Origin of the sequence: Streptomyces sp. NPDC002573 (assembly GCF_042889625.1) — a bacterium.
In the GTDB taxonomy this organism is placed as follows: domain Bacteria; phylum Actinomycetota; class Actinomycetes; order Streptomycetales; family Streptomycetaceae; genus Streptomyces; species Streptomyces gibsoniae.
Genome location: NZ_JBIARC010000005.1, coordinates 246,173 through 269,333, shown reverse-complemented (window position 1 = coordinate 269,333; position 23,161 = coordinate 246,173). Strand labels below are relative to the sequence as shown.

At 72.7% G+C, this 23,161-nt stretch carries 21 protein-coding genes; 11 read left to right on the top strand and 10 right to left on the bottom strand.

Annotated elements, in window-relative coordinates:
* Positions 1-2: 2 nt before the first annotated feature.
* Both ACFYX0_RS07670 and ACFYX0_RS07665 read right to left on the bottom strand, forming a co-directional pair.
* On the bottom strand, positions 3-575 hold the full coding sequence (locus tag ACFYX0_RS07670; protein ID WP_388967549.1) for a (2Fe-2S)-binding protein: 573 nt from the start codon (positions 573-575) through the stop codon (positions 3-5).
* Positions 575-1,465 (bottom strand): FAD binding domain-containing protein, encoded by an 891-nt coding sequence (locus tag ACFYX0_RS07665; protein WP_388967546.1) that lies wholly within the window; start codon positions 1,463-1,465, stop codon positions 575-577. Before ACFYX0_RS07665 ends, ACFYX0_RS07670 begins: the two co-directional genes overlap by 1 nt.
* 438 nt (positions 1,466-1,903) lie before the next feature.
* Between ACFYX0_RS07665 and ACFYX0_RS07660 the strand changes: the two genes are divergently transcribed.
* From ACFYX0_RS07660 to ACFYX0_RS07650, 3 genes are all read left to right on the top strand, one after another.
* On the top strand, positions 1,904-3,571 hold the full coding sequence (locus ACFYX0_RS07660; RefSeq protein ID WP_388967544.1) for a PucR family transcriptional regulator: 1,668 nt from the start codon (positions 1,904-1,906) through the stop codon (positions 3,569-3,571).
* A gap of 151 nt (positions 3,572-3,722) precedes the next feature.
* Positions 3,723-4,511 (top strand): hypothetical protein, encoded by a 789-nt coding sequence (locus ACFYX0_RS07655; protein ID WP_355920368.1) that lies wholly within the window; start codon positions 3,723-3,725, stop codon positions 4,509-4,511.
* Between the two features lie 206 nt (positions 4,512-4,717).
* Positions 4,718-5,224 carry a DUF2231 domain-containing protein gene (locus ACFYX0_RS07650; RefSeq protein WP_388967541.1) on the top strand — a complete coding sequence of 169 codons (507 nt, stop codon included), beginning with the start codon at positions 4,718-4,720 and terminating at the stop codon, positions 5,222-5,224.
* A gap of 12 nt (positions 5,225-5,236) precedes the next feature.
* Here the strand turns inward: ACFYX0_RS07650 and ACFYX0_RS07645 are convergent, their stop codons facing one another.
* Both ACFYX0_RS07645 and ACFYX0_RS07640 read right to left on the bottom strand, forming a co-directional pair.
* Positions 5,237-5,449 carry a hypothetical protein gene (locus tag ACFYX0_RS07645; RefSeq protein WP_355920373.1) on the bottom strand — a complete coding sequence of 71 codons (213 nt, stop codon included), beginning with the start codon at positions 5,447-5,449 and terminating at the stop codon, positions 5,237-5,239.
* Positions 5,450-5,549: 100 nt separating this feature from the next.
* Complete coding sequence (locus ACFYX0_RS07640) at positions 5,550-6,497, bottom strand: GntR family transcriptional regulator (RefSeq protein WP_388967539.1); 948 nt, start codon at positions 6,495-6,497, stop codon at positions 5,550-5,552.
* Between the two features lie 164 nt (positions 6,498-6,661).
* Between ACFYX0_RS07640 and ACFYX0_RS07635 the strand changes: the two genes are divergently transcribed.
* Positions 6,662-7,504 carry a (2Fe-2S)-binding protein gene (locus ACFYX0_RS07635; protein WP_388967536.1) on the top strand — a complete coding sequence of 281 codons (843 nt, stop codon included), beginning with the start codon at positions 6,662-6,664 and terminating at the stop codon, positions 7,502-7,504.
* A gap of 326 nt (positions 7,505-7,830) precedes the next feature.
* Positions 7,831-8,874, top strand: a complete 1,044-nt coding sequence (locus ACFYX0_RS07630) for a DUF2637 domain-containing protein (RefSeq protein ID WP_355920379.1) — start codon at positions 7,831-7,833, stop codon at positions 8,872-8,874.
* Positions 8,875-8,930: 56 nt separating this feature from the next.
* Here the strand turns inward: ACFYX0_RS07630 and ACFYX0_RS07625 are convergent, their stop codons facing one another.
* The 3 genes from ACFYX0_RS07625 to ACFYX0_RS07615 form a co-directional block, all read right to left on the bottom strand.
* A complete protein-coding gene (locus tag ACFYX0_RS07625; protein ID WP_311697983.1) occupies positions 8,931-9,413 on the bottom strand; it encodes an ATP-binding protein in 483 nt (160 codons plus the stop codon).
* Between the two features lie 416 nt (positions 9,414-9,829).
* Positions 9,830-11,572, bottom strand: coding sequence for a pyruvate dehydrogenase (locus ACFYX0_RS07620; protein ID WP_388967533.1), 1,743 nt, complete (start codon positions 11,570-11,572; stop codon positions 9,830-9,832).
* Between the two features lie 54 nt (positions 11,573-11,626).
* Positions 11,627-13,126 (bottom strand): protein phosphatase 2C domain-containing protein, encoded by a 1,500-nt coding sequence (locus tag ACFYX0_RS07615; RefSeq protein ID WP_388967531.1) that lies wholly within the window; start codon positions 13,124-13,126, stop codon positions 11,627-11,629.
* 425 nt (positions 13,127-13,551) lie between these two features.
* On the opposite strand from ACFYX0_RS07615, the gene ACFYX0_RS07610 reads away from it, so the two are divergent.
* Positions 13,552-14,532 carry a helix-turn-helix transcriptional regulator gene (locus ACFYX0_RS07610; RefSeq protein ID WP_388967528.1) on the top strand — a complete coding sequence of 327 codons (981 nt, stop codon included), beginning with the start codon at positions 13,552-13,554 and terminating at the stop codon, positions 14,530-14,532.
* A gap of 171 nt (positions 14,533-14,703) precedes the next feature.
* Complete coding sequence (locus ACFYX0_RS07605) at positions 14,704-17,028, top strand: Tat pathway signal sequence domain protein (protein ID WP_388967525.1); 2,325 nt, start codon at positions 14,704-14,706, stop codon at positions 17,026-17,028.
* Between the two features lie 6 nt (positions 17,029-17,034).
* On the opposite strand, the gene ACFYX0_RS07600 is transcribed toward ACFYX0_RS07605, so the two are convergent.
* Positions 17,035-18,270, bottom strand: coding sequence for an SGNH/GDSL hydrolase family protein (locus ACFYX0_RS07600; protein WP_388967522.1), 1,236 nt, complete (start codon positions 18,268-18,270; stop codon positions 17,035-17,037).
* 311 nt (positions 18,271-18,581) lie between these two features.
* The gene (rsgA, locus tag ACFYX0_RS07595; protein ID WP_388967519.1) at positions 18,582-19,685 is read right to left on the bottom strand and encodes a ribosome small subunit-dependent GTPase A; all 1,104 of its coding nucleotides are present in this window, start codon (positions 19,683-19,685) and stop codon (positions 18,582-18,584) included.
* Positions 19,686-19,962: 277 nt separating this feature from the next.
* Between rsgA and ACFYX0_RS07590 the strand changes: the two genes are divergently transcribed.
* From ACFYX0_RS07590 to ACFYX0_RS07580, 3 genes are all read left to right on the top strand, one after another.
* Positions 19,963-20,205 (top strand): hypothetical protein, encoded by a 243-nt coding sequence (locus ACFYX0_RS07590; protein ID WP_388967516.1) that lies wholly within the window; start codon positions 19,963-19,965, stop codon positions 20,203-20,205.
* Between the two features lie 429 nt (positions 20,206-20,634).
* Positions 20,635-20,838: a cold-shock protein gene (locus ACFYX0_RS07585; RefSeq protein ID WP_023544341.1), complete on the top strand. Its 204-nt coding sequence runs from the start codon at positions 20,635-20,637 to the stop codon at positions 20,836-20,838.
* 87 nt (positions 20,839-20,925) lie between these two features.
* A complete protein-coding gene (locus ACFYX0_RS07580) occupies positions 20,926-22,656 on the top strand; it encodes a DEAD/DEAH box helicase (RefSeq protein ID WP_388967513.1) in 1,731 nt (576 codons plus the stop codon).
* Positions 22,657-22,741: 85 nt separating this feature from the next.
* On the opposite strand, the gene ACFYX0_RS07575 is transcribed toward ACFYX0_RS07580, so the two are convergent.
* Positions 22,742-22,957 (bottom strand): hypothetical protein, encoded by a 216-nt coding sequence (locus ACFYX0_RS07575; RefSeq protein ID WP_388967511.1) that lies wholly within the window; start codon positions 22,955-22,957, stop codon positions 22,742-22,744.
* A gap of 60 nt (positions 22,958-23,017) precedes the next feature.
* On the opposite strand from ACFYX0_RS07575, the gene ACFYX0_RS07570 reads away from it, so the two are divergent.
* Positions 23,018-23,158, top strand: a complete 141-nt coding sequence (locus ACFYX0_RS07570) for a hypothetical protein (RefSeq protein ID WP_388967508.1) — start codon at positions 23,018-23,020, stop codon at positions 23,156-23,158.
* Positions 23,159-23,161 lie beyond the last annotated feature (3 nt).

Below are 23,161 nucleotides of genomic sequence, written 5' to 3'. Positions count from 1 at the left end.
CGTCAGACCCCCTCGGACTGCCGTGCGGCCGCCAGGCGGACCGCGTCCATGATCTTCTCGTAGCCGGTGCAGCGGCACAGGTTGCCGGAGAGCGCCTCACGGATGTCCGCGTCGGTGGGGCTGGGGTTGTGCTCCAGCATCTCGTCGGCGGCGACCAGCAGACCGGGGGTGCAGAAGCCGCACTGGACGGCGCCCGCGTCGATGAAGGCCTGCTGGATCGGGGACAGCCGGGCGTCCTCGCCGGCCGCGGAGTCCGTGCCCCTGGCCTCCCGGCGCCTGGCCTCGTCGAGGGAGGTGCCGCGGGCGCAGCCGGAGCGGGCGCGCTCCTCGGCGTAGTCCGCCAGTCCCTCGACCGTCACGACCTCCCGGCCCTCGACCTGCCCCGCCGCCACCAGGCAGGAGCAGACCGGCACGCCGTCCAGACGGACCGTGCAGGAGCCGCACTCGCCCTGCTCGCAGGCGTTCTTGGAGCCCGGCAGGCCGAGCCGCTCACGCAGCACGTACAGCAGGCTCTCGCCCTCCCACACGTCGTCCGCCTCCTGCGGGCGTCCGTTGACCGTGAAGTTGACGCGCATCACGCAGCTCCCTTCGTGGTGCGGGCGGTGCCGCGGTACGACTCCCAGGTCCACATCAGGGTGCGGCGGGCCAGGACGCCGACCGCGTGGCGGCGGTAGTCCGCGGTGCCCCGGACGTCGTCGATCGGGTTGCAGGCGGCCGAGCACAGCTGCGCGAACTGCCGGACGACGGACGGCGGGATGATCTCGCCGTTGTCCCAGAGGCCGTCCTCCTCGAGCGCGGCGTTCAGGAACTCCTCCGCGACCGTGGCGCGGACGGGGGTCGGGGCGGCCGAGCCGATGCCGGTGCGCACGGTGCGGGTCCCGGGGTGCAGGGCGAGGCCGAACGCGCACACCGCGATCACCATCGCGTTGCGGGTGCCGACCTTCGCGTACTGCTGCGGTCCGTCGGCCTTCCTCACATGGACGGCCCTGATCAGCTCGTCCGGGGCGAGCGCGTTGCGTTTCACGCCGGTGTAGAAGTCGTCGATCGGGATCATCCGGGAGCCGCGCACCGACGCGACCTCCACCTCGGCGCCGGCCGCGAGCAGGGCCGGGTGGGCGTCGCCGGCCGGGGAGGCGGTGCCGAGGTTGCCGCCGACCCCGCCGCGGTTGCGGATCTGGGGCGAGGCGACGGTGTGGGAGGCGAGGGCCAGGCCCGGCAGCTCGGTCCGCAGCCGCTCCATGATCCTGGCGTACGGGACCGAGGCGCCGAGCCGCACGGTGTCGTCGCCGGTCTCCCACTCGTACAGTTCGCCGATGCGGTTCAGGTCCATCAGATGCGCGGGCCGGCGGTGATCGAAGTTGATCTCGACCATCACATCGGTGCCCCCTGCTATGGGTACGGCGCTGGGGTGCTCCGCCTTGGCGGCGAGCGCCTCATCCCAGGTCGCGGGGCGAAGGAAGTCCATGAACGGCTCTCTTCATCGTCTCTTGGGGCGTGGGTTCCGAGCCAGATCGGGAGCGGCGGGCCCGGCTCGTTCATGTCCTGTTCATGCGGTCTGAGCTCAGTACACCGCCGGTTCCGTGACCACGGTCAGTCACCGAAAGCATGAAGGAGTTGGCTGGCCAAGGCGGTCATCTTGTAGATTCATATGAACGGAGGCCATCAGCAACCTCTCCGCTTTCCTCTGGAAACACGACGTCTGCCGGAGGAGATCGCGAGCCCAGCTTCCGAAAGCCCCAGGCAATGCCCTGGGGCTGCCCTCGGAGGCCGAGAACACCCTCCGGAAGCCGTGGGCACGCACTCCGGACGGGAGGGGAACCTCCTCGCGGAGCCCGGGGACCCGCCCGCCGGGCCCTCACCTGACCGAACGTGGATTTCTGGACAAGAACGGCGGCGACGAGACATGCGCCTGCGCGCACTGCTGAACACCGACGCGCTGGGGCTGCGGCTGCTCGGCGGCGAGGACGAGCTGGACCGCACCGTGCGCGGTGTGATGACCACGGACCTCAAGGACCCGAGCCGCTATCTGTCCGGCGGTGAACTGGTCCTCACGGGCCTGGCGTGGCGGCACGAACCCGCGGACTGCGAGCCCTTCGTCCGGATTCTCGCGAGCGCGGGCGTCTCCGCGCTCGCCGTGGGCGAGGCGGAGCTCGGCGACATCCCGGACGATCTGCTGGTGGCCTGTGCCCGGCACCGGCTGCCGCTGTTCGCCGTGCACGAGTCCGTGGCGTTCGCCACGATCACCGAGCATGTGGTGCGCCAGGTCTCCGGCGAGCGGGCCGGGGATCTGGCGGCCGTGGTGGACCGGCATCGCAGGATGATGACCTCGGGTCCGGCGGGCGGCGGCCCCGATGTCGTCCTGGACCTGCTCGGCTCCGACCTGGATCTGCGCGCCTGGGTGCTCTCCCCCACCGGACGGCCGATCGCCGGACCGGCGCCCGAGCTCCCCGCGGAGGTGTGCGCCGCGCTGGCCGCCGAGCACCTCACGGCGGTGCGCGCCGGCCGCCGGGAACCGCACCGGGCGACGGCCGGTGCGACGACGTACTCGCTGTTCCCGATCCACGGCAGCTCGGGCCGCCCCGGGGGCGCCGCCCGGGACGTGCGGGAGACGGTGCTGTCGGACTGGGTGCTCGCCGTCGAGGCGGACGCCGGGGACTGGCCCGCGGAGCGGCTCGATCTGCTCCAGGGCGTCACCCAGCTGATCGCGGTGGAGCGGGACCGGCGGGACGCGGCCCGCACCGTGCGGCGGCGGCTCGCCCAGGAGGTCCTGGAGCTGCTGCAGACGGGGGCCGCGCCCGCCGAGATCGCGGCCCGGCTGCGGGTCGCCGCGCCCGTGCTGCTGCCCGGACTGGGCGCGGCCCCGCTGTGGCAGGTGGTCGTGGCCCAGGTCGAGTGGGACGGCGGCGAGATCGAGGGCGGTCCGGTCGCCCAGTCGCTGCTGGAGGAGATCCTGGTAGACCCCCGCTCGACCGGCCCCGAGCAGTCCGACCGGATCGCGGTCGCGCACACCGGTGACGAGGCGATCGCGCTCGTCCCGCTCCCGGCTCTCTCCGGGGAGCCCGAGGGGTCCGAGCCGGGTGTCCTCGCCGACGCCCTGCTGGCGGCCGTACGGGACCCGCTGTCCGCGGGCCTCGACGACGACGGGCGGCTCACGCTGGGCGTCAGTGCCGCGGTGCACTCGGCCGAGGGGCTGCGGGGCGCCCTGGAGGAGGCGCGGCACGCCCGCCGGGTCGCCGCCGCCCGCACGGGCCGGGTCTGCGCGGCCGGACACCACGAACTTGCCTCGCACGTCCTGCTGCTGCCGTTCGTCCCGGACGACGTCCGCCGCGCCTTCACGGCCCGTCTGCTGGACCCCCTGCGCGACTACGACCGCCGCCACCGCGCCGAGCTGATCCCGACCCTGGAGGCGTTCCTCGAGTGCGACGGCTCCTGGACCCGCTGCGCCACCCGGCTGCACCTGCACGTCAACACACTGCGATACCGGGTGGGGCGCATCGAGCAGTTGACGAGTCGTGACCTCTCGCGCCTGGAGGACAAGCTCGACTTCTTCCTGGCGTTGCGCATGAGCTGAGGTCACAGCACTGAGGCACCGGTGGCACCGACCGCCCCCGGTGTCCCACGACTTTGTGAAATCCTTCACCCACCCCCTTGGCCCGGTACCGCGATTGGTGCTGGAATGCGGCCACCACTCAAAGCTCAATGGCGTGCTCGGGGAGGGCAACGTGGCGCATACCGCCATGTCCGGTACCGGAACGACCGCAGGCGACGATCCGCTCCAGACCGCGGTGTGGCGGCTGCGCTCCCGCGCCTGCTGGGCCGACGCGGCGGCTCTTCTGCCACCGGAGACGGCCGAGGCCTCGCTGCAGCGGGCCTCGCTGTTCGTGGAGCGGTGTCTGTACACGGAGAAGGGCTGGGAGGAGGCCGAGGACGCGTTGCGTACGGCCGAGGCCCAGGCCCACAGCGACGAGGAGCGGGGCGCCGCCGCCTGTGAACGCGGACAACTGGCCTACGCGGCCACGCTGCACGGGGTACGGGACCGGGCGGACGAGGCGCGCGCGGCCCTCGGCCGGGCCGCGGCCCTGATCCCGCCCGGTTCGCCGGGCCGGGCGCTGCTGGACTTCCGGCGGGGGCTCCTCGCCGAGAACCTCGCGCGCTCCCCGCAGGCCGCGCGTGCCGCCTACCGGCGCGCCCACGCGGGCGCCTCCGCGCACGGCGACGCGCTGCTGCTCTCCTTCACCTGGCGGCATCTCGCCGGACTCGCCCTGCGCGACGGCGAGATGACGGAGGCGCGGCACGGCTTCGCGGAGTCGCTGCGGATCCGTGAGGAGCTCGGCTATCTCGTCGGTACGGCCCCGGCGCTGGCGTCGCTCGCGGACGCGGAGGCCGAGCCGGACGCCTCCCGGCTGCGGGCGGAGGCGGGCCGGCTGTTCCGCCTGCTGGGCGGTGTACCGACCTGGCTGGCCCGGCAGTTGGCGCCGGTGACACCGGCGGCGGGACCGGCCGCGTCGTAGCGGATCGAAGGCGGGACCGCCCGCTTCGTCGCAGATCGGGGGCAGGTTGCTTCGTCCCTGGTCCGGCGGAGGCGGGCTGGTCCGGTTTCTCCGGTTTTCCGCTCAGAAGAAGCTGAGAGGCTGCTGTGCGAGGCTGGCGCGCCGACCGGCGGACACGGACTCCGACCGTGCCGCCCCCCCCTCGGCCGTCTTCCGGAGGAACCCCGATGAGTCTCGTCAACGGCTTGCCCGCGCATGTGCTGTTCGTCCACTTCGTCGTCGTCCTGATCCCGTTGACCGCGCTGGCTCTCGTCGTCTCCTCCGTGTGGCCGAGAGTCGCGCGGCGGGTGGGAGTGCTGCTGCCCATGCTGGCGTTCGCGTCCCTGGTGACCGTGCCCCTGACCACGCAGGCGGGCGAGTGGCTGGAGCGGCACGTCGACAGCGACCCGCTGGTGCGCCGGCACACCGAGCTCGGGGACGGGCTGCTGCCGTGGGCCGCGGGCCTGTTCGTCCTGGCGGCGGTCGTCTGGTGGACCACCCGCCGGACGGCCGGGCAGCCGGACGGCGCCCCGGGCGCGGTCCGCGGCGGTGCGCTCGTACGGATCGCGGCGGCCGTGCTGTCCGTGGTCGTGTCCGTCGGGGCCGTCGTCGACGTGTACCGCATAGGTGACTCCGGCGCGAAGGCCGCCTGGCACGACAGCTTCTCCCAGAAGGCCACCGGGCACGACGGCTGACGGCCCGTCCGCTCACAGCCCCCGGACGAACGTCCATACGGCGGTACGGAATTCGGGATCCCGGGCGAGGAGCACAGCGGCGACGACGAGCACCGCGAACGCCAGCGGTCCGCCGGGACCGTCCACGGCGGACACCCACCGCTTCGGGCGTCGCCCGTCCCGCCCGGCTCCGGCGCCCCTGCCGCCGAGTCTTTTCCGCTGCTGCCGCTCCGTGTCGGACATCATCGTCGCTCCCCCGTGGGACGGCCGTCGTCCCTCACCGGGCAGCACGCGAGGGAGCGCCGGAGCAGTTCCCTCCCGGGCGGCTGTCTCAGGGGCCGGTTGCTCAGGCCGCCCCGGTGAAGTGCTCCCGCACCAGGGACTGCACCACCGCCAGGTCCTGGGCGGCCAGCGCGTCCAGCAAAGCCGTGTGCTCGGCCGCGTCGGCGATCAGGTCGGCGCGGCCGCGCGTGCCGGGGCCGCCGACGAGCGGCCACTGGGCGCGACGATGCAGATCCTCCGCGAGCCGCACCAGCTGCTCGTTGCCCGCCAGGGCGAGCATCGCGCAGTGGAACGCGCGGTCGGACTCGGCGTAGGTGGCCCGGCAGCCGGAGGACGCGGCCCGGACGGTCGCCTCGGCCAGCGGGCGCAGTTCCGCCCAGCGTTCGGCGGGCACCGTACAGGCGAGCCGGAGCATCACGGGGACCTCGATCAGCCCCCGGATCTCGGCCAGTTCGGCCAGCTCGCGGGCGCCGCGGACGGCGACCCGGAAGCCGCGGTTGGGCACGACCTCGACGGCCCCCTCCAGCGCGAGCTGCTGCATCGCCTCGCGCACGGGGGTCGCGGACACCCCGAACCGCTCGGCGAGCACGGGTGCCGAGTACACCTCGCCGGGCGTCAGCTCTCCCGTGACCAGCGCGGTGCGCAGGGCGTCCAGTATCTGGCGGCGGACGGAGGCCCGCTGCACCACGGGGCGTCCCGCCGCGGACGGCACCCCGCCGAAGGGCCCCTCCGGTCCGGTACCGGGCCGCTCCCCGCGGACCGGCAGCTGCTCGCCGTCGGGACGCCGGCCACTGTGGGGCGCTTCGTCGCCGTACGGCCGCTCGTTCAGGCGCGGACGCGGGATGGGGGGCTCGCTGTGGGTGTGCTCGCCGCGCGTGGCGCCCGCGGCGGCGCCCCGCTCACGGACCTCGTCCCCGGATCCGGGCCGCGGCGCCCACGCGGTCTCCGCCCGCGCGTCCACGGCCCGCGTCTCGGCGGCGCCCTCCGCACGGCGCGAACGGGCCTGCTCCACGGGCTCCTCCTCCGGTCCTGGCGGTGCTGGGCAGTATGGCGGAACCCTCCGGGGGTTGTTACCGCTCGGAAAGCACCTTAGGCACCTTACGCTCCGGTTCCCCCACTCACCATCTTCGGTAAGGTAAGCCTTACCTACGAAGACACGTGAAACGGCGGTCCCGTATGCCTCTGTCCGTCCTGCCCTCGTCCGCGCTCGCCGAGGCGTACACCCGGCTCGGCGAGGCGTTCCCGGCCCTGACAGTCGGGGAGCTGGGCCGGGGTGAGGTGGTTCCGGAAGGCGACGGCTGGCTCCCGGCCGCCCGTCTCGCCCGGGACGAGTCGGCCCTCGACGCGTTCCTGGCCTGGGACGAGGCCCAGGTGCTGCGCGACCACGGACAAGGGGCCCGGCCGGACGTCGTGGCGAGCTTCGGGCTGCACCGCTACGCATGGCCGGCCTGCCTGCTGATCACCGTGCCGTGGTTCCTGCTGCGCCGGGTCCCGCGCCTGCCCGTGGAGCACGTCGCCCTCCACCGCGGCCTCGGCCGCATGGCGGTGCGGACCGGCACGTTCGCGTGCCTGCCGGACGATCCGGCGGCAGCACTGCCCGGGGCCCGGGTCGTGGCGGACGAGGAGGCGCTGCGGTCCGAGGTGCGGGCGGCCGTGGCCGAGCACCTGGAACCGGTGCTCGCGAGCTTCGGACCGCGCATGCGGCGCCGGGGGCGGGCCCTGTGGGGCATGGCGACGGACGAGCTGACCGAGGGCCTCTGGTACGTCGGCGGGCTGCTCGGTGAGGAGCGGCGCGCGATGCGCGAGCTGGAACTGCTGCTGCCGGGCGCCACGAAGCCGTACGCCGGCTCGGCCGCGTTCCGTGAACTGGCCGGTCCGGACGGCCGGCCGCTGCCCACCCGGGACCGCGTGAGCTGCTGCCTCTTCTACACCCTGCGCCCCGAGGACACGTGCATCACCTGCCCGCGCACCGGTGACGCCGAGCGCGTGGCCAAGCTGACGGCGCTCGCCGCAAGTTGAGCGCGGTTCAGCGCCCCGATACGGCCGGGACCCCGGCAGGCGGCACGGTCCGCGTGCCGTAAGATCCACTCGAACGAGGCCCCACCCGGATCACAGGTGTTTCACAAATTCCCCACTCGTCCCGGGAACTTTCCGTGGCACCACCCGTCCGGGTAGTCTTATTCGAACTCAACTCCCGCCCCTCAAGCGGCAGTTCGAGCAGAACGTCGCCCTGGGCATCCCCTTGCACCTCCTTGGCGGCCTCTTGCCCCGAAACCCCCTGAGGGCCGGTGGAATTGGGCCACTATGGCGGGCGTTACGCCCTATCCCAATGCAAGGGACCCCAGATGAGACTGACCGACATATCGCTGAACTGGCTCCTTCCGGGCGCCGTCTTGCTCCTGGGCGCGGTGGCGGCGGTGGCGGTGCTCGCGCGCGGAAAGCGCTCCTCCGGGGAGAACGCGAGCGCGGACGACTCGTGGGAGCGCGCCGAGGAGCGCCGCAGGCGTAAGGAAGCCATCTACGCCACCGCCTCCTACGTACTGCTCTTCTGCTGCGCCGCCGTCGCCGCGGCGCTCTCCTTCCACGGCTTGGTCGGCTTCGGCCAGCAGAACCTCGGGCTGACGGGCGGCTGGGAGTACCTGGTCCCGTTCGGCCTGGACGGCGCCGCCATGTTCTGCTCCGTGCTCGCGGTGCGCGAGGCCAGCCACGGTGACGCGGCGCTCGGCTCCCGCATCCTGGTGTGGACGTTCGCCGCCGCCTCCGCCTGGTTCAACTGGGTGCACGCGCCGAGGGGCATCGACCACGCGGGCGCGCCGCAGTTCTTCGCCGGCATGTCGATGTCGGCCGCCGTGCTCTTCGACCGCGCGCTGAAGCAGACCCGCCGCGCCGCACTGCGCGAGCAGGGCCTCGTGCCGCGTCCGCTGCCGCAGATCCGCATCGTCCGCTGGCTGCGGGCCCCGCGTGAGACGTACAAGGCCTGGTCGCTGATGCTGCTGGAGGGCGTGCGCAGCCTGGACGAGGCCGTGGAGGAGGTCCGCGAGGACCGCCGCCAGAAGGAGCAGAACCGCTCGCGCCGGCGCGAGCAGCAGCGCCTGGAGCGCGCCCAGCTCAAGGCGCTCAGCCGCGGCCATCGCGCGCTGACCGGCGGCAACGGCGGACGCCAGGTGGACGTCGCCACCGTGGAGCGCGCCTCCGCACCGGTGCCTTCGGAGCCTGCCCTACCCGCGGCGGAACTGCCTTCGGCGACCCGCCCCTCGCTCCAGCCCGTCCGGAGCTCCTCCGCTGACCCGATCAGGGTCGATCTGACCGCGGAGGACGACACCATGGCCCTGCCGCGGCTGGACTCCCTGGAGCGCAAGCTCAAGGACCTTGAACAGCAGTTCGGCTGAGACCGGACGTCTTCAGCGGAAGGGGGGCGCGGCAGATGCCGCGCCCCCTTCCGCTGTCAGGCGGCTTCCGCGTCGAGGTCGAACCACACGGCCTTCCCGACCCCGTGCGCCCGCACGCCCCAGGCGTCCGCGAGGGACTGTACGAGGACCAGGCCCCTGCCGTGCGTACCGTCGTCGGTGGTCGGCATCCGCAGATGCGGTCTGCGCCGGACGAAGTCCCGTACCTCCACATGCAGTCCGCCGGGTGAGACGGTGGCTGTCAGGACCGCGTCGCGATCGGTGTGGACGAGTGCGTTGGTGACCAGTTCGCTGGTGAGCAGTTCGGCTATCTCGGATCGTCCCGGCTTCCCCCAGTGCGTCAGCAGTTCCCTCAGTGCCCTGCGCGCCTCGGGCACGGCCCGTAAGTCCGCCCGTCCCAGCCTGCGGCTGAGCTGGGTGCCCGGCGAGCAACCCCGCGCACCGCCGGCCGTCTCCTCCGTCTTCTTCGCCGAGAAGGCCCCGATGGTCGCGGGACCGCCTCCTCGTGCTCGCCTCGTCATGACCCCCGCCCGTACGTGGTTGTCGGTTCCCCTCCTGACCGAACGCCTCAGGGGGATCCATGCCCCGTGCGACAGTCGCCAGTCCTGTCGAATCGCCAACAATCGAACATGCGCTTCCGGATAGGCCCGGCCCCGGTCACCCACCGCCGGCGGGCCCGTGGCGCTCTACGGGACCGGACCACCGTCGCAGAACGTCCCCCGCTTCCCAGGAGTGGGCACCCGCGCCGCCGCCCGACGACGGGTGCCGTGACGCGGGGCGCACACCCCGGCGACGCTCCCGGCGGTCGCACAGGGCCGCGGACTACGCGCCGGACGGGACGCCGACCGCCCGCGCCGGTCCCATCGGCCGACTCCCGGCTGCCGCCACGACCGTAGGCGAACCGCCGCCGTAGCAGCGGCCCCGAACGGTAACTCCCCTAGGGGCGCGGCACGTTGCGGATGTTGGAGCGGGCCATCTGGACCATGCGTCCGACGCCGCCGTCCAGCACGATCTTCGAGGCGGAGAGCGCGAAGCCCGTCACCATCTCCCGGCTGATCCGGGGCGGGATCGACAGCGCGTTGGGGTCGGTGACGACGTCCACCAGCGCGGGCCCCCTGTGCCGGAACGCGTCTTTCAGGGCACCCGCGAGCTGCTTGGGCTTCTCGACCCGGACGCCGTACGCCCCGCACGCCTGGGCCACGGCCGCGAAGTCGGGGTTCTTGGCGCTGGTGCCGTACGCCGGCAGCCCGGCGACCATCATCTCCAACTCCACCATGCCGAGTGAGGAGTTGTTGAACAGCACCACCTTCACCGGCAGGTCGTACTGCACCAGGGTCAGGAAGTCGCCCATCAGCATGGAGAACCCGCCGTCACCGGACATCGACACGATCTGCCGCTTCCGGTCGGTGAACTGCGCCCCGATCGCCATCGGCAGCGCGTTCGCCATCGAACCGTGGGAGAACGAGCCGATGACACGACGGCGGCCGTTCGGGGAGATGTAGCGGGCGGCCCATACGTTGCACATCCCGGTGTCGACCGTGAAGACCGCGTCGTCCTCGGCGACCTCGTCGAGCACCGACGCCACATACTCGGGGTGGATCGGGACGTGCTTCTCCACCTTGCGGGTGTACGCCTTCACCACCCCTTCGAGCGCGTCCGCGTGCTTCTTCAGCATCCTGTCCAGAAAGCGCCGGTTCTGCTTGGCCTTCACCCTCGGGATGAGGCAGCGCAGGGTCTCCTTCACATCGCCCCACACCGCGAGGTCCAGCTTGGAGCGGCGGCCCAGGTTCTCCGGCCGCACATCGATCTGGGCGATCTTCACATCGTTGGGCAGGAAGGCGTTGTACGGGAAGTCGGTGCCCAGCAGGATCAGCAGCTCGCACTCGTGGGTGGCCTCGTAGGCGGCGCCGTAGCCGAGCAGCCCGCTCATCCCGACGTCGTACGGGTTGTCGTACTGGATCCACTCCTTGCCGCGCAGGGCGTGTCCCACCGGGGACTTGATCTTCTCGGCGAACTCCATCACGTCGGCGTGCGCGCCCTGGGTGCCGCTGCCGCAGAACAGGGTGACCTTCTCCGCCTCGTCGATCATCACCACCAGCCGGTCGATCTCGTCGTCGCCGGGACGCACGGTGGGCCGTGAGGTGACGAGGGCGGTCTCGGCCGCCCGCTCGGGCGCGGGCTCGTCGGCGATGTCACCGGGGAGCGAGACGACGCTGACGCCGCTGCGGCCGACCGCGTTCTGGATCGCCGTCTGCAGCAGCCGGGGCATCTGCTTCGGGCTGGAGATCAGCTCGCTGTAGTGACTGCACTCGCTGAACAGCCGGTCGGGGTGGGTCTCCTGGAAGTAGCCGAGCCCGATCTCGCTGGACGGGATGTGGGAGGCGAGGGCGAGCACCGGGGCCATGGAGCGGTGGGCGTCGTACAGACCGTTGATGAGATGCAGATTGCCGGGGCCGCAGGAGCCCGCGCACGCGGTCAGCTTCCCGGTGATCTGCGCCTCGGCGCCCGCGGCGAAGGCGGCGGTCTCCTCGTGCCGTACATGCACCCAGTCGAGGGCGGAGTTGCGGCGCACGGCGTCCACGATCGGGTTGAGGCTGTCGCCCACCACCCCGTACAGGCGTTTGACTCCCGCCCGGGCGAGGATGTCGACGAACTGGTCGGCGACGTTCTGCTTGGCCATGGATCCATGCACCCCTTCCGTCTCCTTGGGTCCATCAATCCACAGTGACCGCGATCACGCCTCCCAAACGGCCGCCGCCGTACGGTCATCGGCGTAGCCCTTCACCCTCACCCTGGTGTCCACGAGGAAGGCGTCCAGGCTCGGCGGTCCGCCTGTCGACCAGCGGAGGGTCAGGTGCCGGGCGAGCTGCGGCTCGTCGCGCAGCGGATCGGCGAGGCCGCTGCTGCACAGGAGGAGCGTGTCACCCGGGCGGGCGACGGAGGCGCGGAAGCGGAACGGGTCCCGGGGCGGCTCGGCAGGACCGTCCCCCGCGAGCGGGGCCGGAAGCCCGGGGGACGGCTCATCAGGGTTCACCGGCGTCGCGATGCCCAGATCCATGGTGAGGCGGTCGCCCTCGGGGGTCTCGGACGGCAGCGAGCCGAACCCGACCACCGGCTCCCCCGCCGACTCGGCGACCCGGGGCTCGATGTCCTGCCACTCACCGCCCCGCAGCCGGAACAGACCGCCCTCGCCGACGCCGAAGAACACCCGGGTGCGGCAGGCCGGGTCGGCGGGCAGCAGCAGACAGCGCAGGCCGGCAGTGTACTCCTCGGGGTCGATGCCCTGTTCGGCGGCGCTCGCGCGCAGTCGCCCGAGGCTGCGGTCGGTGAGCCGGTGCAGACCCGACTTGAGCTCGCCGCGCCGGGCGGCCCGGATGTCCTCGGCCAGCCGGACATGGCTGCGTCCGACGGCCCGTCCGATCCACCGGCACACCTGGGCGGCGGCCCGGTGCGCCCCGGGGGTGGCCCGTGCACCGGTCGCCATGGCGACGAGGACGAGGGCCTGGTCGCCGGTGCCGAAGCGGGCGGTGAGCAGGCAGTCCCGGCGCGGCTCGCCCCGGTAGCGCGCCGAGTCCCCGCGCACGGAGGCCGCGCGCAGCGTCAGGGCGCCGTAGCGCGCCCCGTCCAGCACGGTGTCGGGGACCAGGTCGTCCATGCCCTCCGGGTCGGCGAGCGGGAGGGCGGTGGGCTCGGCGTCGTAGGTGGGCGGTCCGGAGCCGACGTAGTCGACGGCGGGCGCGGTCCCGGGGACGACGGGCTCCGCGGGCGGCCGGGCGGCGGGGGACGGGGGTTCACCGGGCGGCGGTACGGCGGACGGCGGACGGGCGGGAGGCGGGGGTACGGCGACCGGGGCGCCGTCCGGGGGCGGAACCTGGTCGGGCGACGGCCTAGTCGGGGAGCCGTCGACGGGGGCCACCTCACGGAACCCCGGTGGCATCGGCCCGGGCGGGAAGGTCACCGGGCCCGGCGGACGGGTGGACGGAGGCTCCCACGGCACGGGCCCGGGCCGCGGGACGGCACCACTCCCCCGTGCACCGCTGCCGGCACCGGATTCGCCCTCCGGAGATCCCCCGGACAGAGCAGTCCCACCGTCGACCGTGCCCACCGCGGAGGCGAAACGGTCGTCCAGGCTGTCGGCCCCGGGGGCCGGTCCCGTGTCCTGGGTGGAGTCGTCGTACAACTGTCCCCACCAGTCGTCCTCGTGGCCGTCAGGCTTCTCCCCCTGCTGACTCATGCCCCCAATTGTCCACCGCGGGCGGCGTATGAAAACGGGGCATCGGGAAAAACGGGCCGCGCCACGGCGCCCTGACGGCACGACGGTCGAGCCTCGAACGGTGATGCGAAACGGGAGGGGTGAGGCGGGCCGGCCGGGCGGTCCACCCCCCACGGGGAACCGCCCGGCGGCACCGCGGTGACGGGTCCGGCACGCCTCCGGTCTCCGTCACGTCTTCGAGGACCCCAGGGTCCCCCGGTCGGCATCCGTGCAGGCCGCATGGCCTGCGGAAGGCGACATGGGAGATGATCAACGCCTCCGTGGCGCCACCCTGGCAGACGGAGGAGGGGTACGGCGATGATGCTCCGAGGCGGGTTTGCGCCGTGGCTGTTTTCCGCCAAACGGTGCACCGCAGGGTCTTGTCTCAGGGGAGGGGACGACGGCTGATGCTGGCAGCGATTGGGCTGGACGAGACACATGAGAGCGCGTACCGGGCACTGGTGTCGGTGGGCGCCGCCGATGTACCCGATCTCGCACGGCGGCTGATACGCGGCGAGCGGGACACCGAGCGGCTGCTGCGGCGGCTGGAGCACCACGGCCTCGCGGCCCAGTCGTCGGCCCGCCCGGGCCGCTGGGTGGCCGCGCCGCCCGGAGTGGCGCTGGGCGCACTGCTCACCCGGCAGCGGCACGAGCTGGAGAAGGCGGAGCTGGCGGCCGCGCTGCTGGCCGAGGAGTACCGGGCGGCGGCGGCCGAGCCCGCGGTGCACGATCTGGTCGAGGTGGTGATCGGCGCGGCCGCGGTCACCCAGCGCTTCCTTCAGCTCCAGCTCGGCGCGGCCGAGGAGGTGTGCGCCCTCGTCACCGGCACTCCGGTCGCCGTGACGGGGATGGAGAACGAGGCGGAGGAGCAGGCCACCGCCCGGGGCGTGCGCTACCGGGTGGTCGTCGAGCGGACGGTGCTCGACCGGCCCGACGGGATCACCGAGCTGACGGCCGCGCTGAGCCGCGACGAACAGGTGCGGGTCATCGACACGGTGCCGACCAAACTGGTCGTCGCCGACCGGACGTTGGCCATGGTCCCGCTCACCGCGCACACCGCCGAGCCGGCCGCGCTGGTCGTGCACGCGAGCGGACTGCTGGAGCTGCTGTCCGGCCTGTTCGAGTCGGTGTGGCGGGACGCGCTGCCGCTGCGGCTCGGTGCGTCCGGCGCCACCGAGCAGGCGCCGGACGGCCCCGACAGCACCGATCTGGAGGTCCTGTCGCTGCTGCTCGCCGGGCTGACCGACGCGAGCGTCGCCAAGCAGCTCGATCTGGGCCTGCGGACCGTACAGCGCCGGGTGAAGCGGCTGATGGAGCTGTCCGGGGTGACGACCCGGCTGCAACTCGGCTGGCAGGCCTACGAACGGGGCTGGGTGGCCCGCAACTGACCGGGGCCGGGGCCCGGTTCGGTCGTACGGCCGCCGCCCCGCCCCTGGACACACGTCACCGTACGGCTGGACACATCGGATCTCTCCCAGCTCATTGACGCACATCCATGCCTTCTCTACGTTGCTTCGCGGGAGAGCTCCGATGAATCACCGAGCCGCCTGGAGGCCACCGTGTCCAGCCCATCCAGACGTACCGTCCTCGCCACCGGCTCCGCCCTGGGCGGCGCACTGCTCGCCCAGGGCCTGCCCGCCGCCGCGGCGGCCGACCGCGACGACAGCACCGCACCCGACGCCCTCGGCACCCCCAACCCCTGGCGCGCCGTCCTCGACGACGCCGACCTGGTCTGGCAGCGGATGCCGACGACCTGGTACGAGGGCCCCTACCTGGGCAACGGCCTCCTCGGCTCGGGCATCTACGCCGAGCCCGGCGCACCGACACGGGCCGTCCGCTTCAACGTCCAGCACTCCGAGGTCCAGGACCACCGCCCCGAGTTCGGCTCCCTGTTCGGGCTCGCGCGGCTGCCCATCGGCCACTTCACCCTGGAACCGGTGGGCACCGTCACCGCCGTGGACTGGCGGCTCGGGCTGCACGACGCCGAGCTGACCGGCACGCTCACCACCGACCGGGGCACCCTCACCCTGCGCGCCCTGGTGCACACCTCCCGCTCGCTGCTGGCGGTGGAGGTCACCCCGAGCCCCGGCGAACGCGGATTCCGCTGGGTGTTCCACCCGGCGGACGCGATCAGCCCACGTGCCAGTTTCAAGCCCCTCCCGGACGGCTACGCGGGAAACCCGCCCGCCGAGACCGGCGACCACGACGGCGTCCGGGCCGCCGTACAGCCCCTGTTGTCGGGCGGACAGCATGTGACGGCGTGGCGGGAGACCGCCCGGGGCAACCGGCGGACGCTGTACGCGCACGTGGCGCACTCCTACCCGCGGACCACGGCACTGCCCACGGCACTCATGGCGGTCCGCGACGCCGCCCGGCTCCCCTACGGCGCGCTCGCCGCGACCCATCGCACCTGGTGGCACGCCTACTACCGCAAGAGCTTCCTCTCCCTGCCCGACGCACGCATCCAGCGCTTCTACTGGATCCAGCTCTACAAACTCGCCTCGGCGGCCCGGCGCGACGCCCCCGTGATGGCCACCAGCGGCCCCTGGCTGGAGCCGACGCCCTGGCCCAACACCTGGTGGAACCTCAACGTCCAGCTGGAGTACTGGCTGATCCACGGCTCCAACCATCTCGAACTGGACGCCGTGACCAGGGCGCTCGGGGAGTTCCGGGACAACCTGGCCAAGGAGGTGGCCGCGCCGTACCGGTCCGACTCGCTCGGCATCCCGCGCACCACCGATCCGCACCTGGTCAACGGCGCCGCGGGCACCCTCACCGGCTACGGCGTCGGCATCCCGGGCCAGGACCCGCCGACCCCCGAGGTGGGCAACCTGACCTGGGCCCTGCACAACGTCTGGCTCAGCTACCGCCACAGCATGGACGAGTCGATCCTGCGCGACGTCCTCTACCCCCTGCTCCGCAAGGCGATCAACTACTATCTGCACTTCCTGGAGCCCGGCCCGGACGGCCGACTGCATCTGCCGGCCACCTTCTCGCCGGAGTACGGCGGCGACACCCGCGACTGCAACTACGACCTCATGCTGCTCACCTGGGGCTGCCGCACGCTCCTGGACTCGGCGGACCTCCTCGGCATCGACGACTCCCTGGCGCCGCGCTGGCGCGAGGTGCTGGCCCGGCGGGTGCCGTATCCCACCGACGCGAACGGCTTCATGATCGGCGCGGACATCCCGTTCGCGAAGTCCCACCGCCACTACTCGCATCTGCTGGCGGTCTACCCGCTGTACGAGGTGACCGGCCGCACTCCCGACGAACGCGCCCTGATCGAGAGGTCGTTGGCTCACTGGGTCGGCTTCGAGGGCGCGCTGCAGGGCTACACCTTCACCGGCGCCGCCTCCATGTCAGCGCTGCTCGGCAAGGGCGAGGACGCCCTGAGGTACCTGGGCGAGCTGATGAGCCGGTTCATCGAGGCCAACACCATGTACAAGGAGTCCGGGCCGGTCATCGAGACCCCGCTGTCGGCGGCCCAGTCGCTGCACGACATGGTGTGCCAGTCCTGGGGCGGGATCGTCCGTGTCTTCCCCGCGCTGCCGGACGCCTGGGCGGACCTCACCGTGCACGACTTCCGTACCCAGGGGGCGTTTCTGCTGTCCGCCGTACGCAAGGGCGCGGTGACCCGGTGGGTACATCTGGTCAGCGAGGCGGGCGCGCCCTGCGTCGTACGGCACGGCATCCCGGGCGCGGTCGAGGTGCGGGACGGCCGGGGACGGCCGTTGCGGTGCCGGACGGTCGGCGACGGCACCCTCGAAGTGGCGCTGCGCAAGGACGAGTCGGCGCTGATCACGGCGCGGGGCGACCACCCGGACCGCACGATCGCGCCCGTCGCACCGAACGCGCCCGCTCCCCGCTGGGGCCTGCCCGCCTGAGGTCCCTCATCCGCCGAGCCCGGTCGGGTCCACGGCTCCGGCCAGCGCCGCCATGCCCGCGTCGTCGAGGTGGAGGTGGTCGCCCGAGTCGTAGTCCGGCCGAAGGCGGTCGGGACGGGCGGGGTCGCGGACGGCCGCGTCGAAGTCCGCGACGGCGTCGAACACCCCGCTGCGGATGAGGGCGTTGACCACGTGCCGCAGATCCTCACGCGCCGGCGTCCAGGCGCGGTGGCCGCCGAAGGGGATGAGGGTGGCGCCGATGACACGGATGCCATGGGCGTGGGCGCGGGCCACGATCCGGCGGTAGGCGCGGACGAAGGCGCCCGGATCGGTCTCGGGCGGGCTGTCCTTGAGGTCGTTGACGCCCTCCAGGACGATCAGCGTGCGCACCCCGGTGCGGGAGAACACGTCCGCGTCGAGCCGGCTCAGTGCACTCGGCCCCACCCCGTCGCGCAGCAGACGGTTGCCGGAGATCCCCGCGTTCAGCACACCGGGCCGCCGCTCGGCGGGCAGCAGCCGGCGCAGCCGCCCGGACAGCAGGTCGGGCCAGCGGCGGTCGGTGCCGTACGAGGATCCGTCGCCGTCGGTGAGGGAGTCGCCGAGCGCGACGACGCTGTCCGGGGTGACCGTGCGCAGTACGTCGACGCCTGTCACGTAGTACCAGTGGGACACCCTGCCCGTGTAGGCGGCGGCGGAGGTGTCGGCCGCCCGGTTGCCGCTCGTGGCCAGGAAGACCCGCTGAAGGGAGGTGCGGTGGTACGTCGCCGGGCCGCAGTCGCGGGAGGTGTGCACGGTGACGAGGAGGTTGGCGTCCGCCGGAACCGTCAGGTGGACGGGGTCGGTGACCCGGTCCTGGCCCGGCGCGACGGTCACTGAGGTGGCACCGGCGAAGGTGGCGATGCGCAGGGAGCCCGGCACCGCGGCGGCACTGCCGGCCTCGGGGGCCCGCTGCACCGCGACGGTGACGGTGTCGAGGTGCAGCGGAGCGGTGCCGAGACGGTTGGAGAGACGGACCCGGACGGCGCTGCCGCCGACGCTGACGTGCACGACGTTGCGGATCGAGGTACCGGGCAGGGCGGGGGCGGTGCCGGAGGCGGCGGCCTCCCAGGTGCCGGTCCAGTGGGGTGCCGTCTCGGCGCGGCCGACGGCACCCGGGAAGGTGGCCGCGGTCGACAGGGTGGTGAGCGCCGCGATGGCCAGACAGCGGCGCCGGGTTCCGGTCAGCTGGGGAAGGTGCACCATACGGACTCGCCCTTTCCGCACCGGCGGCCCCGGCCACGGGGCCGGGAAGCGCTCGATGTCTTCCCAGGACACGTCGACGGGCTAACACGCAGTCACACGTTCGGGTGAGCACCGGGGCGCCGACGCGGACACCCACGACGGTGTGCGGACGCCCGCGGCGGCGTACGGTCACCCGCGGCGGTGTGCCGACAACGGCGGCGTACGGACACCCACGGCCGGTGCGCGGCCCCATGCCGTACAGGGCGGGCAGCGTCCCGCATCGCCCCGTATCGCACACGGCGTCGCGCACACCGGCCGCGGTGCCCTCCCCCTCAGCCCCGCCGCCCCCGCTTGGCCTCCATCGCCGCCCTCCCCTCGGCCCCCTTGCGCTTCCACTCGCGCCGCAGCTCCGCCCGCACCCGGGCGTCCGTCTTCGCGACGATCCACTGGTTCTCGCGGAGCAGCTTCCGGTAGCTGTCCAGCCGTCGCTCGGACAGCTCCCCGACGTCGACGGCGGCGCGCACCGCGCATCCGGGTTCCGTGCCGTGCGCGCAGTCGTGGAAACGGCACTCCTGGGCCAGTTCCGCGATCTCGGAGAACACCTGGCCCACCCCGGTCCCGGCGTCCCAGAGCCCCACCCCGCGCAGCCCAGGGGTGTCGATGACGACTCCCCCGCACGGCAGGACGAGCAGATTGCGCGTGGTGGTGGTGTGCCGGCCCTTGCCGTCCATGTCCCTGGTGGCCTGGACGGTCATGACGTCCTCGCCGAGCAGCACGTTGGCGAGAGTGGACTTGCCGGCGCCGGACTGCCCGAGCAGCACGGACGTACCGCCGGAGACCACGGCGGCGAGGACGTCGACCCCCTCGCCCAGCCGAGCGCTGACCGGCAGCACCGGCACGCCGGGCGCGCTCGCCTCCACGTCCTTGACGAGATACGAGAGCGTCACCGCGTCCGGCACCAGATCGGCCTTGCTGAGCACGACGACCGGCTGTGCCCCGGACTCCCAGGCCAGCGCGAGGAAGCGTTCGACGCGGCCGAGGTCCAGCTCCACGGCGAGCGAGACGGCGATGATCGCGTGGTCGACGTTGGCCGCGAGGATCTGCCCCTCGGACCGCTTGGAGGAGGTGGAGCGTACGAAGGCGGTACGACGCGGCAGCAGCGTCCGCACATACCGCGGATCGCTGCCGTCAGGGTCGACGGCGACCCAGTCCCCCGTGCACACGACCTTCATCGGGTCACGGGGAACGACGAACTCGGTGTCGGCACGGACGACGCCGGCCGGGGTGACGACGTCGCACAGGCCACGGTCGACCCGTACGACACGGCCGGGCAGGAAGCCCTGCTCGGCATGGGGAGCGAACTCGGCTGCCCAGCCCTCGTCCCAGCCGTAGACGGCAAGAGGGTGCGACGAAACCGAGGACGAAGAGAGATACAAGGGGAACCCTTCACAAGGGCGGCCCCGGCCCCGCGCGCATGTGCGCCGAGAGAAAGGTCAGCCGGAAGCCACGGAGGTGGAGTGGACGATCTTCTGGTTGCGGGCAGCGCCCATCACAGAGACAGCCATCGGTCACACCTCCCGTTCCACACTCGGCCGACAGCGGGGACCAGTCGGCCACCGCGCGAAGCAGCCCTCACCCTAGAACGGCACGCACCCGGATGCCAGCCATTTACGCGCCTGCGCCCACGCGGCCTCGCGCCCCGGCGTACGCCGGTTGACCGCCTTTCGGGAGGGCCGGGTCGAGGCGGTCTTCCGCTGGGGTGTGATCGTCGACGCGGGGCTCTCACGCGTAGGCCTCATCGACGCGCTGTACATCGACGACGAGGATCACTACGAAGTCGGTCAGTCCGTCAGCTGTTACATGGACTGCTTCGACGAGCAGAAGGACAAGTTCATTCTGCGACCGCCTCATCAGGTCCCCCTGGCCGAGCGACTTCGCCGGGACCGGGAACGGTGACCGCAGCGGCCCCGCCGGAGCGCCTCCGCTGCGGCGGGGCCGTTCGCGGACCACAGCCACGACGTGTCCCACGCCCGAGGCATCGTGCCCGCGACCGCCCGACGCCTGGGCAGTTGCCGAAGCGGCGCATCGGGCTGACCGCACAGTCCACGAGCGCGCGTGTGCGCTGTGAGAAAGGTCAGCCTCAGACCACGGAGGCGGAGCGGATGATCTTCCGGTTGCGGGCAGCGCCCACTCCGTGTCCGGCCTCGCGCCCCGGCGCGCCTTGGTGACCCAACGCGGCCCGCCCAGCTGTGCTAGTCTTCCGCAGTTGCAGTTGTGGTACCCATGAACCTATGTGCGCCTGACGGGAATGTTTCTCCTTAAGGCGCATTATTTGTTTTCCGGCATCTCCGGATGGGGCCTCTGCCTACAGATACGGAGAAGGTCATGGCACAGGGAACCGTGAAGTGGTTCAACGCCGAAAAGGGTTTCGGCTTCATCCAGCAGGACGGCGGCGGCCCCGACGTCTTCGCCCACTACTCGAACATCGCGACCCAGGGCTTCCGTGAGCTCCAGGAGGGCCAGCGGGTCTCCTTCGACGTCACGCAGGGCCAGAAGGGCCCGCAGGCGGAGAACATCGTCCCCGCCTGATCGCCGGACGCGTATCCGCTCGCCGGGGTCCGCACCGCCATGGTGCGGACCTCGGTTTGTGCTGTTTTCAGGAAGGCAGACAACCGTATGTCCCGCAGGCCCCAGAAACCGAACCGGCGCGTTTCGTCACCTCCACCGTCCGCGTCGTCGCCACGGGATTTCCGGCTGCCGGAAAGCAGGACACCCGCACTTCCCGCCGTCGAGGACTTCGCCGGTCTGGACATGCCAGCGGGGCTGCTGAAGACCCTCGCCGCGCAGGGCGTCACCACCCCCTTTCCCATTCAGGCCGCCACGCTGCCCAACTCGCTCGCCGGCCGTGATCTGCTGGGCCGGGGACGCACCGGCTCCGGCAAGACCCTCGCGTTCGGGCTTGCGCTCCTGGCCCGTACGGCCGGGCTGCGCGCGGAGCCCAAGGCACCCCTGGCCCTCGTGCTGGTGCCCACCCGTGAGCTCGCCCAGCAGGTGACCGACGCGCTGATCCCGTACGCGACGGCGGTGAACCTCCGGCTCGCCACCGTGGTCGGCGGGCTGTCCATCACCAAGCAGGCCGCAACGCTCCGGCGCGGCGCCGAGGTGCTCGTGGCGACCCCGGGCCGGCTCAATGATCTCGTGGCGCAGGGTGACTGCGTGCTCGGCGACGTACGCATCACGGTGCTGGACGAAGCCGACCAGATGACCGACATGGGCTTCCTGCCGCAGATCACCAAGCTGATCCAGCAGGTACGGCCCGACGGTCAGCGCATGCTGTTCTCGGCCACCCTGGACGGCAACATCGACCGCCTGGTGCAGCGGTTCCTCACCGACCCCGTGGTGCACTCCGTGGACCCGTCCGCGGGAGCGGTGCCCACCATGGAGCACCACGTTCTCCACGTCCTGGACGAGACCGACAAGAAGGCCGTCACCACGCGCATCGCCGCGCGCGACGGCCGGGTCATCCTGTTCCTCGACACCAAGAGGTCCGCCGACCGGCTCACCAAGCGGCTCCTGGCCGTGGGTGTCCGCGCGGCGGCACTGCACGGGGGCCGCTCCCAGCCGCAGCGGAACCGCACCCTGGAACAGTTCAAGAACGGCCAGGTCACCGCGCTGGTCGCGACGAACGTCGCGGCCCGGGGCATACACATCGAGGACCTCGACCTCGTCGTGAACGTCGATCCCCCGACCGACCACAAGGACTACCTCCACCGGGGCGGACGCACGGCCCGTGCCGGCGGCTCCGGCAGCGTGGTCACGCTGGTCCTGCCCGACCAGAAGCGGGACGTCACCCGGCTCATGTCGGACGCGGGCATCCGCCCCCGGACGGCCCGCATCACGTCGAGCGACGCGGCGCTGGTCACCATCACCGGCGCCCGCGAGCCGTCCGGCGTGCCCGTCACCATCGAGGTCCCCCAGCCGGCGACACCGGCGGCGTCCCGACCGGACCGGAAGGCCGACAGCAAGCCCGGCAGCCGGGGCGGCCGCCGGCGCCGCGCCGGCGGCCGGCCCGGAGCGGCGACAGATGCTGCCACCAGGACGGGCGGCCGGGGCTCGGAACGCCGGACCACCGCCGGGGCGACAGCATCCGGTGACACCTCCGCAACCAGCGGGCGCGCCTCCACCCGCCGTACGGGAGCCGCCGGGGCCACGAGAGGTGCCGCGGGCGCGGGCACCCGCGGTTCCGACCGCCGAGCCGCGGCCGGTACGGCGACCGGCACCGCATCCGGCAAGGACGCCCGCGGAACCCGCCGACGAGGGGCAACCGGCGGAGCCACGGGCGGCACCGCCGGCACGGGCGGCCGCACCTCCGACCGCCGGGGGGGCCGCCGCACCTCGGGCGCCTAGCCAGTGCTGTGGCCGGAAAGTCTGCCGGACAGCTCGCGGGCGTCGCGAGCCGCTGAACTTTTCCGGTCGCCGTACCAGTGCGACATCAGGCTCCATGCGTCCCGTTGATCACGCCGTGGCATCGCGCACGACTCTGGCCTGGGCGTTCACCGTTGGGTCGGCGAGCGCCCCAGGGGGCCTCCACAGCGTCGGTGATCTCGGGCCAGAGCTCGCGTAGTTCGCCGCCGGACGCGTGCAGGCGATCGCGGATCGAGGGAATCGCGACGTTGACCACCGCGATGTCCACGTTGCCAAGGAACATCCCTCCCAGGAGTGAGGCGAGCATCAAGCCCTGCCGCGTTCCACAGTGGTGGCCGGCGACGTGATCTACAACGGCGTGCACCTGTATCTCGATGAGGCGGCCGACGGCGACCTCGGCGCCCGGCGGACGGCCATCGACGCCGTCGCCGCGCTGGAGCCGTACCGCCGGGTGCGCGGTGCCTCCTCCCCGGAGGAGAGCTGAGCC

What these genes read in the sequence shown, in the direction of transcription:
- ACFYX0_RS07670 (WP_388967549.1), bottom strand. Translation starts at nt 575, where the DNA reads ATGCGCGTCAACTTCACGGTCAACGGACGCCCGCAGGAGGCGGACGAC.
- ACFYX0_RS07665 (WP_388967546.1), bottom strand. Translation starts at nt 1,465, where the DNA reads ATGGACTTCCTTCGCCCCGCGACCTGGGATGAGGCGCTCGCCGCCAAG.
- ACFYX0_RS07660 (WP_388967544.1), top strand. Translation starts at nt 1,904, where the DNA reads ATGCGCCTGCGCGCACTGCTGAACACCGACGCGCTGGGGCTGCGGCTG.
- ACFYX0_RS07650 (WP_388967541.1), top strand. Translation starts at nt 4,718, where the DNA reads ATGAGTCTCGTCAACGGCTTGCCCGCGCATGTGCTGTTCGTCCACTTC.
- ACFYX0_RS07645 (WP_355920373.1), bottom strand. Translation starts at nt 5,449, where the DNA reads ATGATGTCCGACACGGAGCGGCAGCAGCGGAAAAGACTCGGCGGCAGG.
- ACFYX0_RS07635 (WP_388967536.1), top strand. Translation starts at nt 6,662, where the DNA reads ATGCCTCTGTCCGTCCTGCCCTCGTCCGCGCTCGCCGAGGCGTACACC.
- ACFYX0_RS07630 (WP_355920379.1), top strand. Translation starts at nt 7,831, where the DNA reads ATGAGACTGACCGACATATCGCTGAACTGGCTCCTTCCGGGCGCCGTC.
- ACFYX0_RS07625 (WP_311697983.1), bottom strand. Translation starts at nt 9,413, where the DNA reads ATGACGAGGCGAGCACGAGGAGGCGGTCCCGCGACCATCGGGGCCTTC.
- ACFYX0_RS07620 (WP_388967533.1), bottom strand. Translation starts at nt 11,572, where the DNA reads ATGGCCAAGCAGAACGTCGCCGACCAGTTCGTCGACATCCTCGCCCGG.
- ACFYX0_RS07615 (WP_388967531.1), bottom strand. Translation starts at nt 13,126, where the DNA reads ATGAGTCAGCAGGGGGAGAAGCCTGACGGCCACGAGGACGACTGGTGG.
- ACFYX0_RS07610 (WP_388967528.1), top strand. Translation starts at nt 13,552, where the DNA reads ATGCTGGCAGCGATTGGGCTGGACGAGACACATGAGAGCGCGTACCGG.
- ACFYX0_RS07600 (WP_388967522.1), bottom strand. Translation starts at nt 18,270, where the DNA reads ATGGTGCACCTTCCCCAGCTGACCGGAACCCGGCGCCGCTGTCTGGCC.
- ACFYX0_RS07585 (WP_023544341.1), top strand. Translation starts at nt 20,635, where the DNA reads ATGGCACAGGGAACCGTGAAGTGGTTCAACGCCGAAAAGGGTTTCGGC.
- ACFYX0_RS07580 (WP_388967513.1), top strand. Translation starts at nt 20,926, where the DNA reads ATGTCCCGCAGGCCCCAGAAACCGAACCGGCGCGTTTCGTCACCTCCA.
- ACFYX0_RS07575 (WP_388967511.1), bottom strand. Translation starts at nt 22,957, where the DNA reads ATGTTCCTTGGCAACGTGGACATCGCGGTGGTCAACGTCGCGATTCCC.